Annotated in this window: 12 protein-coding genes; 10 read left to right on the top strand and 2 right to left on the bottom strand. The window is 63.6% G+C overall.

Going from position 1 to position 12434, the window contains the following annotated elements; translation table 11 throughout:
• The first annotated feature begins 13 nt into the window (after window positions 1-13).
• The 4 genes from AC1RMD_RS05515 to AC1RMD_RS05500 all read left to right on the top strand — a co-directional run bounded on the left by AC1RMD_RS05515 (window position 14) and on the right by AC1RMD_RS05500 (window position 3677).
• Window positions 14-325: a PspC domain-containing protein gene (locus AC1RMD_RS05515; RefSeq protein ID WP_492924413.1), complete on the top strand. Its 312-nt coding sequence runs from the start codon at window positions 14-16 to the stop codon at window positions 323-325.
• Window positions 326-339: 14 nt separating this feature from the next.
• Complete coding sequence (gene lpdA, locus AC1RMD_RS05510) at window positions 340-1770, top strand: dihydrolipoyl dehydrogenase (protein WP_492924411.1); 1431 nt, start codon at window positions 340-342, stop codon at window positions 1768-1770.
• A gap of 78 nt (window positions 1771-1848) precedes the next feature.
• Window positions 1849-2946: a cell division protein ZapE gene (zapE, locus tag AC1RMD_RS05505; RefSeq protein WP_217945379.1), complete on the top strand. Its 1098-nt coding sequence runs from the start codon at window positions 1849-1851 to the stop codon at window positions 2944-2946.
• 17 nt (window positions 2947-2963) lie between these two features.
• Window positions 2964-3677 carry a hypothetical protein gene (locus AC1RMD_RS05500; RefSeq protein ID WP_492924408.1) on the top strand — a complete coding sequence of 238 codons (714 nt, stop codon included), beginning with the start codon at window positions 2964-2966 and terminating at the stop codon, window positions 3675-3677.
• 25 nt (window positions 3678-3702) lie between these two features.
• Here the strand turns inward: AC1RMD_RS05500 and AC1RMD_RS05495 are convergent, their stop codons facing one another.
• Entirely contained in the window at window positions 3703-4506 is an 804-nt protein-coding gene (locus AC1RMD_RS05495; RefSeq protein ID WP_492924406.1) for a PP2C family protein-serine/threonine phosphatase, read from the bottom strand.
• Between the two features lie 147 nt (window positions 4507-4653).
• On the opposite strand from AC1RMD_RS05495, the gene AC1RMD_RS05490 reads away from it, so the two are divergent.
• Entirely contained in the window at window positions 4654-4854 is a 201-nt protein-coding gene (locus tag AC1RMD_RS05490) for a YdcH family protein (RefSeq protein ID WP_492924404.1), read from the top strand.
• Between the two features lie 30 nt (window positions 4855-4884).
• Window positions 4885-6921: a DNA repair helicase YoaA gene (yoaA, locus tag AC1RMD_RS05485; protein ID WP_492924402.1), complete on the top strand. Its 2037-nt coding sequence runs from the start codon at window positions 4885-4887 to the stop codon at window positions 6919-6921.
• Window positions 6922-6997: 76 nt separating this feature from the next.
• Here the strand turns inward: yoaA and AC1RMD_RS05480 are convergent, their stop codons facing one another.
• Window positions 6998-7975 (bottom strand): NADPH:quinone oxidoreductase family protein, encoded by a 978-nt coding sequence (locus AC1RMD_RS05480; RefSeq protein WP_492924400.1) that lies wholly within the window; start codon window positions 7973-7975, stop codon window positions 6998-7000.
• Window positions 7976-8153: 178 nt separating this feature from the next.
• Between AC1RMD_RS05480 and AC1RMD_RS05475 the strand changes: the two genes are divergently transcribed.
• From AC1RMD_RS05475 to AC1RMD_RS05460, 4 genes are all read left to right on the top strand, one after another.
• A complete protein-coding gene (locus AC1RMD_RS05475) occupies window positions 8154-8759 on the top strand; it encodes a toll/interleukin-1 receptor domain-containing protein (protein WP_492924398.1) in 606 nt (201 codons plus the stop codon).
• A 9-nt stretch (window positions 8760-8768) separates the two neighbouring features.
• Complete coding sequence (locus AC1RMD_RS05470) at window positions 8769-10733, top strand: tetratricopeptide repeat protein (protein ID WP_492924396.1); 1965 nt, start codon at window positions 8769-8771, stop codon at window positions 10731-10733.
• Between the two features lie 69 nt (window positions 10734-10802).
• The gene (surE, locus tag AC1RMD_RS05465) at window positions 10803-11540 is read left to right on the top strand and encodes a 5'/3'-nucleotidase SurE (protein WP_492924394.1); all 738 of its coding nucleotides are present in this window, start codon (window positions 10803-10805) and stop codon (window positions 11538-11540) included.
• Entirely contained in the window at window positions 11537-12412 is an 876-nt protein-coding gene (locus AC1RMD_RS05460) for a protein-L-isoaspartate(D-aspartate) O-methyltransferase (protein ID WP_492924392.1), read from the top strand. Before surE ends, AC1RMD_RS05460 begins: the two co-directional genes overlap by 4 nt.
• Window positions 12413-12434: the final 22 nt, after the last annotated feature.

Below are 12434 nucleotides of genomic sequence, written 5' to 3'. Positions count from 1 at the left end.
CAGAGGGTCATCAATGAGCGTATCTGAAGAAATCAAACGTTTGCACGAATTGCACCAGGCTGGCGCGCTGTCGGACGAAGAGTTCGCCGCTGCCAAAGCCCGCCTGCTGGACAAGGAAGCCTCTTCCGGCATCTCCAACGACATCACCCGTTTGCGCCGCTCGAAAACCGACCGCTGGCTCGGTGGCGTGTGCGGCGGGCTGGGCCTGATCACCGGCGTCGAAGCCTGGATCTGGCGCCTGTTGTTCGTCCTGTTCGTACTGACCTTTGGCTTCGGACTCGCCATCTACATTCTGCTATGGATTTTCGTACCAGAAGAGAACTGATTGGAAAATAAAAAATGAGTAAACAATTTGACGTAGTAGTCATCGGCGCCGGTCCTGGCGGTTACATCGCGGCGATCCGCGCAGCGCAACTGGGTTTCTCGGTCGCTTGCGTCGACGCATGGGCCAATGAAAAGGGCGGCCCGGCCCCGGGCGGCACTTGCACCAACGTTGGCTGCATCCCGTCGAAGGCGCTGCTGCAATCGTCGGAGCACTTCGAGCACGCCGGTCACGCGTTCAAGGAACACGGCATCGATGTCGCCGGCCTGTCGCTGAACCTGCCGCAAATGCTGAAGCGCAAGAACACCGTTGTGAAGCAAAACAACGACGGCATCCTGTTCCTGTTCAAGAAAAACAAGGTCACCTTCTTCCACGGCCGCGCAGCGTTCGCCGGCGCCGCCACCGCCGACGGCTATCCGCTGACGATCTCCGCGCCCGCCAACGAGACCATCAACGCCAAGCAAGTGATCATCGCCACCGGCTCCAACGCGCGTGCCCTGCCAGGCGCAGAGTTCGATGAAAAACTGATCCTGTCGAACACCGGCGCACTGGCCATCGAAGGCGTGCCCGCCAAGCTGGGCGTGATCGGCGCCGGCGTGATCGGCCTGGAAATGGGTTCCGTATGGCGTCGCCTGGGTTCCGAAGTGACCGTGCTGGAAGGCCTGCCTGTATTCCTGGGCGCGGTCGATGAGCAGATCGCCAAGGAAGCCGGCAAGCTGTTCGGCAAGCAAGGCCTTAACATCAACCTGGGCTGCAAGATCGGCACCATCACCAAGGGCGCCAACAACGTCACCGTGGCCTACGAAAACGCCAAGGGCGAAGCGCAGAGCGCCGTGTTCGACAAACTGATCATCTCGATCGGCCGCACCCCGAACACCGACGGCCTGGCCGCCGACAAGGTCGGCCTGAAGCTCGACGAGCGCGGCTTCGTGGCCGTCGACGACGACTGCAAGACCAACCTGCCGGGCGTATGGGCGGTGGGCGACGTGGTACGCGGCCCGATGCTGGCGCACAAGGCGGAAGAAGAAGGCGTTGCCGTGGCCGAGCGCATGGCTGGCCAGCACGGCCACACCAACTTCAACACCATCCCTTGGGTCATCTACACCTCGCCGGAAATCGCCTGGGTAGGCCGCACCGAGCAGCAGCTGAAGGCGGACGGCGTGGCATACAAGGCCGGCACCTTCCCATTCCTGGCGAACGGCCGCGCACGCGCGCTGGGCGACACCTCGGGCATGGTCAAGTTCCTGGCCGATGCGACCACCGACGAAATCCTCGGCGTGCACATCATCGGACCGATGGCTTCCGAGCTGATCTCCGAAGCGGTGGTGGCGATGGAGTTCAAGGCTTCGGCTGAAGACATCGCGCGCATCTGCCACGCACACCCGTCGCTGTCGGAAGCGACCAAAGAAGCTGCGCTGGCGATCGACAAGCGCACGCTGAACTTCTAAGCAGCACCCCTAAGCGGACTGCGGGCGGACTGCGGTCCGCCCGTTTTTATTTGCGCGCCGCCACAAAGAATCGAACACATGAACGTCGAAGAGTTTTATCAGCATGCGCTGCAAGAGCGCAATTTCAAGGCCGACGCCGCCCAGCGGCGCGCGGTCGACCGCCTGCAGCTGTGCTATGACGAATGGGTGGCCTACAAGGGCCAGCGTTCCAGCACCTTCAAGCGGCTGATCAATCGTCCCGGCGTGCCGAAAGGCGTCTACATGTGGGGTGGGGTGGGGCGCGGCAAGTCCTTCCTGATGGACAGCTTTTATTCGGTGGTGCCGCTGGTGCGCAAGACGCGCCTGCACTTCCACGAGTTCATGCGCGGCGTGCACCGCCAGCTCGACGAGCTGACCGGCGTCGCCAATCCGCTGGACGAAGTGGCCAAGCGCATCGCCAAGAAATACCGTTTGATCTGTTTCGACGAATTCCACATCTCGGACGTGGCCGACGCCATGATCATGTACAACCTGTTGAGCGCGCTGTTCGACAACGGCGTGTCCTTCATCATGACCTCCAACTACGATCCGAAACTGCTGTACCCGGACGGCCTGCACCGCGACCGCATCCTGCCGACCATCCAGCTGCTGTACGACAAGCTGGACGTGATGAACATCGACGCCGGCGTCGACTACCGCGGCCGCGCGCTGGAGCAGGTCGACTCCTACCTGACGCCGCTCAACGCCCACACCGACGAGGCGCTGCGCGAGGCCTACGCCCGCATCGCCGAAACCGCCGACGAAGATCCGGTGGTGCGCATCGAGGCGCGCGAAATCCGCGCGCTGCGCCGCGCCGGCACCATCATCTGGTTCGACTTCAACACCCTGTGCGGCGGCCCCCGCTCGCAGAACGATTACCTGGAAATCGCCAGCCGCTTCCATACCGTGATATTGTCCGGGATTCCGATGATGTCGGCCGCGATGTCGTCGGAGGCGCGGCGCTTCACCTGGCTGATCGACGTGTTCTACGACCAGGGCGTCAAGCTGCTGATGTCGGCCGAGGTGGAGCCGGAAGAGCTGTACACCAACGGCACGCTGGCCAACGAATTTCACCGCACGGTTTCGCGCATCGTCGAGATGCAATCGCGCGAGTACATGGATAAAGAGCAGCGCGCCGCGGCCGGCGCGCTGGCGTGATGCAACAGGATAAAAATATGAGACCAAGTTTGAAACCGCTGGGCGAGATGATTGCGGTCGCCGCGCTGGCGGCGCTGGCGGCGTTGGCCGCACCGGTGCAAGCCCAGACCGCCGCGCCGCGCGCGCCGACGCATTCGGTCGAGCAGGCCGACGCCACGCTGGCGCAAGTGGCCAGGGAGCGTGCCGTGGTCCACGACGAATTCGCCGCCAGCGAGAGCGTGTGCTACACCAAGTTCTTCGTCAATTACTGCCTGGACCAGGCCAAGGAAAAACGCCGCGCCGCGTTGTTCAAGCTGCGCGCCACCGAGGTGGAGGCCGAGCATTTCAAGCGCGCCGACTCCGTCGAGAAGCGCGACGCCGACCTGGCCGAGCGCGCCCGCAAGGATGCGGAAGAGGAGGCGCTGCGCGCCGCCCAGCCGCCGAAGGAAGCCAAGCTCGTCAATGACACGCCGCGCCCGGCGCCGAACGCCGGCAAAGTGGTGGACCGCGAAGCCGAGCATGCGGCCAAGGTCAAGCTTCAGGCAGCGCAGGATGCGGCCGGTGCCGGCAAACGCGCCGCCAACGTCGCCGCGTTCGCGCAGAAACAAGCCGAATCGGAAAAACGCCAGGCCCAAGTGGCCAGGAAGAAGGCCGAAAACGAGGCCAAGCGCGCCGCGCATGAGGCGTCCGAGAAGAAGAAGGCCGCAGCCGCCGAGGCCGCCGCAGCCGCGGCCGCGGCCAGGAAGCAGTAAGCGCCAGCCGGACCGGCGCCGCGCCTCAGACCGCGCGGCGCATTTTCTCGATGGTGTAGTTGGGAATTTCCTTGGGCGGCTCGACCAGCTTGATGATGGCCATCGAGCAATTGTCGCCCTTGCCCTGGGCCCGTTCGCCGGCCTTGCTGATCAGGCGTTCGGCCGCCTGGCGCGGGGTGTTGCGGGCGACGGCCGCCGCCAGCTCTGTTTCCTTGAAGAGTAGCCAGAGTCCGTCCGAGCACAGCAGGAATGCGTCGCCCGCCTGCAAGCCGTCGTGGTAGCCGGCCGTGACGTAGGGCGATTTGAAGCTGTTGCCCAGCGCGTTGTTGAGCAGCTTGGAACTGCGGTGGCGCCTGGCGGCTTCCAGCGGCAGATTGTCCTGTTTGACCAGATGCTCGATGTAGGCGCCGTCGTTGCTGCGCATGGCGCAGGTTTCGCCTTCAAAGCGGTAGACCCGGGCATCGCCGACATGGGCCCACACCGCCTGGCCGGCCGGCGTGAGTATCATCAGCGCCAGCGCGCTTTGCGGCTCGGCGGTCTGGGCGATGGGATTCATCTTGATGACCTGGTGCGCTTCCTCGGCGATGGCGCGCAGTAATTCTTGCAGGCGCGGAATGCTGGGCGTGTCGCCGACGCGCATGTCGTCGAACAAATGCTTGCTGGTCAACAGCACCTGGTCCGAGCCGATGGCGCTGGTGTTGCCGTCGGCTAGCACCGCCATCACGTAGCCGGGAGCGCGGGCGGCCGTGAACAGGGCCACCCGGTCGTTTTGCTGGGGCCGGTTTCCGATATGCTGGGCAGTACCTGCTTCTATTTTGTATGCGCTCATATGCAACACTGTATCCTAAACACTGCCGTGCGATCATTATGTTGGCGGCAAGCGCGCCGTAGATTAAACTATGCACCGTGTCGCAGCTTGTATGCAACATGCCTGTTGTTCCAGTGAAACTATTTGTGTGGGTAAAGACTGAGAATTATGACTGATGTACAAGATATCCATCGTCGTCTGATAGAACTCGACGTCGAACACCGCGATTTGGACGCGGTCATCGACCTGCTCACGCTGGACGGCCATCACGACCAGCTGCAATTGCGCCGCCTCAAAAAGCGCAAGCTGCAATTGAAAGACCATATCACTCTGCTGAAAATGCAATTAGTGCCCGACGTTCCGGCCTGAGTCCGGCTCAGCGCCACAACTAAGTTTACCTTGACCGACCACCTTCCCACGCCCGCCGACACCATCCCCGCCGTAGTCGGCGCCACGCCCGACCAGCCCCCCGGAAAACATGACGCCGAGGTCGAACGCCTGTTTGGCGCCGGCGGGCCGTTGGGTCCGGCTGTGGGCGAGTACCGTCCGCGCCGCTCGCAGACCGAGATGGCCAAGGCGGTGGCTGACGCCATCGCCAACCAAACCACGTTGATCGCCGAGGCCGGCACCGGCACGGGCAAGACCTTCGCCTATCTGGTGCCGGCGCTGCTGTGGGGCGGCAAGACCATCGTTTCCACCGGTACCAAGAACTTGCAGGATCAGTTGTTCCTGCGCGACATCCCGACCGTGCGCGCCGCCTTGCAGGCGCCGGTCTCGGTGGCGCTGCTCAAGGGACGCTCGAACTACGTCTGCCATTACCACCTGGAACGCACGCTGCAGAACGGCCGCATGACCTCGCGCGACGACGTCGGCCACCTGCGCGAAATCTCGCGCTTCCTGAAGATGACCAGCTCCGGCGACAAGGCCGAGCTGGCCCGGGTGCCGGAAAACGCGCTGATCTGGAACCTGGTGACCTCGACCCGCGACAATTGCATGGGCGCCGAGTGCCAGTATTACCAGGATTGCTTCGTCATGAAGGCGCGCAAGGAGGCCCAGCAGGCCGATGTGGTGGTGGTCAACCACCACCTGTTCTTCGCCGACGTGGCGCTGAAGGATTCCGGCATCGCCGAGTTGCTGCCTTCCGCCAACACCGTGATCTTCGATGAGGCGCACCAGCTGCCGGACACCGCCACCTTGTTCTTCGGCGACACGTTTTCCACCTCGCAAGTGCTGGAATTGTGCCGCGATGTGCTGGCCGAAGGCTTGTCCAACGCCCGCGACGGCGCCGACTGGGGCAAGGTCGTCACGGTGGTGGAGAAGGCCGCGCGCGACCTGCGCCTGACTTTCCCGCAAGATATCGTTCGTTTGTCGCTGCCGCAAATCGCGCCGTCGAGCGACTTTTTCCCGGCTTTGCAGACGCTCAAGGATGAGCTGGACGGCATGCTGGCGGTGCTGGAAACCCAGGCCGCCCGCGCGGAAACGCTGGAGCAATGCCGCCAGCGCGGCCTGGAACTGGCGCAAAAATTAAAAGATTGGAAGTTCGACCCCAAGGCGCGGGTTGAAAAAGGCGCCGAGGCGGTGTTCTGGGTCGAGGCTTACGCCTCGTCCCTGCAGCTGCATAAGACGCCTTTGTCGATCGCGCCGATCTTCAACGGCCAGCGCGAAGGCGTGCCGCGCAGCTGGATTTTCACCTCCGCGACCTTGGCCGTGAAGAATGATTTCAGTCATTTTTCCGAGCAAATGGGGCTGGACGGCGAGCCGTCGAAGACCTGGCCGAGCCCGTTTAATTACGAGCAGCAGGGGATTTTGTACGTGCCGCAAGGCTTGCCGGACCCGAATTCCCTGGGTTATACCGATGCCGTGCTGGATCACGCGCTGCCGATTATCGAAGCGGCGGGCGGAAAAACCTTCCTTTTGTGCACGACTTTGCGCGCCGTCAAGCGCGCCGCCGAGCGCTTGCGCGACGAATTCGAGCAGCGCGGCCTGCCGTATCCGCTGTTTGTCCAGGGCGACAAGGGCCGCACCGAGCTGCTGGATCAGTTCCGCAAGGCGGGAAATGGCGTGTTGATCGGCTCGCAAAGCTTCTGGGAGGGCGTCGATGTGCGCGGCGATGCGCTGTCTTTAGTGATTATCGACAAGCTTCCATTCGCTCCGCCGGACGATCCGGTGCTGGCCGCGCGCATCGAAGTGATGGAAAAACAGGGCAAAAACGGCTTCATGCACCACACTTTGCCGGAGGCGATTATTAACCTGAAGCAAGGTGCCGGTCGTTTGATACGCGACGAAGGCGATCGCGGCGTGCTGATGTTGTGCGATCCGCGGGTGATTTCCAAGCCGTACGGCAAGCGGATCTGGCAGAGTTTGCCGTCCTTCAAACGCACCCGCGAACAGGCGGAAGTGATCGAGTTTTTCAAGAACAAGAATTCCGATCAGTAACTTCCGGTATCAATAGAGGCGGCTGCCGCGTCGCCGGCGACAGCGTTGCGCTGGCGCCGCCGGCGCGGCAAGCTTATCAACCCGGCAAGATCACCACCTTGCCCGTGACCTTCCTGGCCGCCATATCGTTCAGCGCCTGCGCCGTCTGCTCCAGCGTGTAGCGGCCCGAAATATGCGGCTTGATCTTCCCCTCCTGCAACCATCCCATCAACTGACGCATGCCGGCCAGGTTGGCCTTGGGCTCGCGTTTGACGAACTCGCCCCAGAACACGCCGACCAGTGACGCACCTTTGAGCAAGGTCAAATTGAGCGGCAATTTCGGAATCTCGCCGTTGGCGAATCCCACCACCAGATAACGCCCGCGCCACGCGATCGAGCGGAATGCCGGCTCCGCATATTCGCCGCCGACCGGGTCGTAAATCACGTCCGGACCCTTGCCGGCGGTCGCCGCCTTGATCGCCTCGCGCAAATCTTCCTTGCTGTAGTTGATCAGCACGTCCGCGCCATGCGCTTTGCACACTTCCAGCTTCTCATCGGTCGAAGCGCAAGCAATGATGCGGGCTCCAAGCGCTTTGCCGATCTCGATCGCAGCCAGCCCCACACCGCCAGCCGCGCCAAGTACTAGCATGGTCTCGCCAGCTTTTAGCGCGGCCCGGTCCACCACCGCATGATGCGAGGTGCCGTAGGTGAGCGTGATGGCCGCCGCCGTCTCGAAATCCATGCCTGGCGGCATGGGCGCCAGGGCTTGTGCGGACGCCAGCAATTGTTGCCCGAAACCACCGGTGGGAGTGAAGGCGATGACCTGGTCGCCCGGCTTGAAAGTTGTCACATCGTCAGCAACCGAGCGCACCACGCCCGCCACTTCGCTGCCTGGAACGAAGGGCAGTTCCGGCTTGAATTGATACTTGCCCTGGATGATGAGTACGTCCGGAAAGTTGACGCCGGCCGCTTTGACATCGATCACGACCTGTCCCGGACCGGCTTGCGGATCGGGCAATTCCTGGACGGTGAGGGTGTCCGGCAATCCCCAGCTTTGACATACGACAGCTTTCATGGTGGTCTCCTTGGTTTAAAAATAGAACGGTCGTTAGTTTTTTATGATACCTGAATCCGCCACCGGGTTGCGCAAAGTTCGGCCTGCCGCACGTTTGCGTTCGCGCAAAGTGTCTGCCGGGCCGATTGTTAGAGTTGGTTAAACGCTGCACCGCTGTAGGGCAGCAACGGAGGATGTCATGACTATCCGTCACGGCTGTTTTTTCAGTTATGCACACGGCCAGCACGCGTACATGAGCAAGTTCAAGAACGACCTGGTCGAAGCGCTCAAGTGCTACCTGGAGCCGCACTTCGACAACGAGAACGAACTCTTTGTTGATAGCGAGCAACTCGGCGGCGGCGACGACCTCGATCAGAAGATCGCGCGCGCCATGTGTGAGAGCGCTTGCATGATTGTTATTTATACACCGAAGTACGAAGCCCATGCCTACACCCGCCGCGAGTTTGCGGCAATGCAACTAATCGAGAGTGAGCGCAAGCAGTGGTATCCGCTGCCCAGCCACCTGATCATCCCCGTCATCATGACCCGCCACCCGGACGGTTTGCCGCCGCAAATTTCCGGGCCGGGCATGTATGTCGATTTTTCCCGTTACACGCTGGCCAGCGGCGATTTGAAAACCAATCCTGAATTCCTGCCGGATATAGAAAGGATAGTTTTGCGCATTGCCGAGCATTACCACTACCTAAAACGATGCACGCCGCCGGGGCATGACTGTGGTCGTTTTGTCATGCCGGAGATCCCGCCTGAATGGCGTGCACATCCTCCTCCACACTTCCCACGCTAAAGGTTTGCCATGGACATCACTGCCTTGTCGCTGCCGCCGTTGACTGGAACCGGCGAAGTCGTCACTTTCTATTCCTACAAGGGCGGGACGGGGCGCACCATGGCCCTGTCCAATATCGCAGTGTTGTTGGCGCGACAACAAAACGCCACCACGCCGGTATTGATGATCGATTGGGACCTGGAAGCGCCGGGCCTGCACCATTATTTCGACCACCACGACGAGGGGCCGGGGGTGCTGGAACTGTTCGAAGCTTGCCGCGAGCAACTGATGCGCCGACGCAAGGGCGCGGTCCTGCTGGACGAGGAGGAGCTGGCGCGCGAGGTGCTGGCCGCCGTCGGCTGGGAACAATATGTCAGCCGGGTCGACCAGAGCAGCCAGCTGTACCTGATGCGCGCCGGCCGCTTCGACGACAGTTACGGCGAACGGCTGGCGGCGATGCACTGGGACGAGCTGTTCAATAGCTGCCCGGCCTTGTTCCGCTGCTTTGCCGACAATCTGGCGCGGCATTTCCGCTACGTGCTGGTCGATTCCCGCACCGGCCGCACCGACAGCGCCGGCATCTGCACGACCTTGCTGCCGCGCAAGCTGGTGGTGGTGTTCACGCCCAACCGCCAAAGCCTGGAGGGCGTGCAGGCGCTGGTCACCCGCGCGACCGCCTACCGCCGCAGCCACGAAGACGAACAGCGGCCATTATTGGTCTATCCTCTGCCATCGCGCATCGAAATGGGCGACAGCGCGCAGCGCGCGCAATGGCGGCGCGGCGACCAGCAGCAGCGCATACTGGGTTACCAGCCCATCTTTGAGCAGTTGCTCAGTTCTAGTTACGGCATGTCGCAGATGTCGCTGGACAGCTATTTCGACGAAGTCCAGCTGCAACAGACCCGGACCTTCGCCTACGGCGAGCAGCTGGCGGTGCGCATGGACCAGGGCGGCGACCGTTTCTCGCTGACGCGCACCTTCGAAGCCTTCCTCGACTGGCTGGCCGGCGGCTATTTCCCATGGCAATCGAGCCGCGAAATTCACCTGCTGGCCTCGATAGCCGATGCGCGCCGGGCGCTGGAGGAGGGCGGCGTGCGGGCGTTGTCGCAACCGCTGGCGCGCGATCTCAATCTACTGGGCGAACTCTATCGTCGGGAGGGGCGGCCGCGGCAGGCGCTGACCTGTTTCGAGGAAAGCATGAGCCTGCGCCAGCGCGGCCTGGGCGAAGACCATCCGGACACGCTGGCCAGCAAGAGCAATCTGGCCGGCGTGCTGCGCATGCAGGGCCTGCTGGACGACGCCCAGTTCCTGGAGGAATGCATCGTCGAAGCGCGCGAGCGCCTGCTGGGGCGGGAGCACCTCGATACGCTGGCGGCGCGCGCCAACCTGGCGGCCACGCTGGCCGAGCAGGGCCGCGCGCCCGAAGCGCTGGCCATGCTGGACGCGGTGCTGGACGCCTATCTGCGCCTGCTCGGCTCGGAGCACCTGCTGACCCTGGCCTGCAAGGCCAGCCGGGCCGACATGCTGTTCCGGCGCGGCGACACCGAACACGCCCGCATCGCGCAGGAGCAGGTGCTGGCGGCGCGCAAGCGCCTGCTGGGCGCCGAACATGTCGACACGCTGCGCAGCAAGACCGCGCTGGGCTGCACCTTGCTGCGGATGCAAGAGCTGGACGCCGCCAGCAGCCTGTTCGAGGCCGTGCTGCAGGCCCAGATCCGGCGCCTGGGGCCGGATCACCCGGACACCCGCAAGGCGCGCGCCCAGCTGGCGGACGTGCAGGTGCAACTGGGCGGACCGGTCGGCGACCGGATCGGCGAGCCGGTGCTGGTGCCGGAACTGCATCAGGACGCCGCCGCGGCCGATTACGAAGCCGCCCTGTCGCGCCCGCCGCAGCCGCGCGACCGGGCCGGCGCCAGCGATCTGTGGACCCGCGCGGCCGAAGAGTTGCTGGCTTTGGACGGCCATTTGTCCGCTTCCCGGCCGCCGTCGCGCTAGTGCAAATTTATCTGGTTTGGAGGCCGCAGGTACGCGCAGTCGGGCCGTTGCTTCAGGTAAAATCTCCGTATGAGAATCCTGATCAGTAATGACGACGGCTACCTGGCGCCGGGCATCAACGCGTTGGCGGAAGCCCTGGCGTCCATCGCCGACATCGTGGTCGTGGCGCCGGACAGCAACCGCTCCGGCGCATCCAATTCGCTGTCGCTGGACCGGCCGCTGTCGGTGCAGCGGGCGGCCAATGGCTTCTATTTTGTCAACGGCACGCCGACCGACTGCGTCCACGTGGCGCTGACCGGCATGCTGGACTACAAGCCCGACCTGGTGGTGTCCGGTATCAACAACGGCCCGAACATGGGCGACGACACGCTGTACTCGGGCACCGTCGCCGCCGCCACCGAGGGTTATCTGTTCGGCATCCCGGCCATCGCCTTCTCGCAGGGCGCCTACGGCTGGGAGCATATCGAGGACGCCGCCCGTCATGCGTGTGACATCATCCAGCGCTATTATGAAACGTTGCCGGCGCCGTATCTGCTGAACGTCAACATCCCGAACCGCCCCTACGATCAGCTGACGATCCCGGTCGCCACGCGGCTGGGCCGGCGTCACCAGGCCGAGCCGGTGATCCGGGCCCAGGACCCGCGCGGCCGGGAAATTTTCTGGATCGGCCCGCCGGGCGCGACCAAGGACGCCGGCGAGGGCACGGATTTCTTTGCCTGCGCCCGGGGTCAGACCTCGATCACGCCGCTGCAGATCGACCTGACCCACAAAACTCAACTTGATGCATTGGCAAAGGCCCTGGCATGAACGACAAGAACCGTAGCTTTCCCCTCCCGCTATCCTCGGTAGTCGATAAGGGGGCCAAGAAGGCGACGGTGTTCGCGCCGGTGGCGACGCCGCAGACGGCGACCCAGAACGCGGCCCGCCACGTGGCGCCGCAGCACGGTTACGCCACCCCGCGGCCGGTGGCGGCGCCGTCCAAGTCGCACAGCTACGCGATGGAACGGGCGCAGCCGGTGGCGGCGCCGGCGCCGCGCGGCAATCCGCTGGTGTCGGACGCGGTGCGCCGCGCCATGGTGCAGCGCATCGCCAAACAGGGTGTCAAGGATGCGGTGGTGCTGGCGGCGATGGAGAGCGTGCCGCGCCATCTGTTCATGGACGAGGCGCTGGCCTCGCAAGCGTACATCGACGCCTCGCTGCCGATCGGCCACCACCAGACCATCTCCCAGCCCTACATCGTCGCCCGCATGATCGAGGTGATGCGCAACGGCGGTGCCTTGCAGCGCGTGCTGGAGATCGGCACCGGTTGCGGCTACCAGGCGGCGGTGCTGTCCTGCGTGGCGCAGCAGGTGTATTCGATCGAGCGCATCAAGCCGCTGCACGAGCTGGCCAAGGCCAATCTGCGGCCGCTGCGCGTGCCGAACCTGCGTTTGCACTACGGAGATGGTATGCTAGGCCTGCCGCAAGCGGCCCCGTTCGACGGTATCATCCTGGCCGCGGCCGGCCTGGAAGTGCCGCAAGCACTGCTGGAACAGCTGACCATAGGTGGTCGGCTGGTGGCGCCGGTGGGCGTCCGCGCGCAGCACCTGGAATTAATTACACGCATCGGCAAGGCGGAATGGGCCAGCGTCACGCTGGAAGACTGCCATTTCGTGCCGCTGCGTCCGGGCACGATATGACGTGCCCGTATCATTAGACTAA

The organism is Duganella sp. GW822-FHT06D06, from assembly GCF_058799615.1.
The sequence above is the reverse complement of the archived record's forward strand: the minus strand, read 5'-3'. Positions and strand labels throughout refer to the sequence as shown.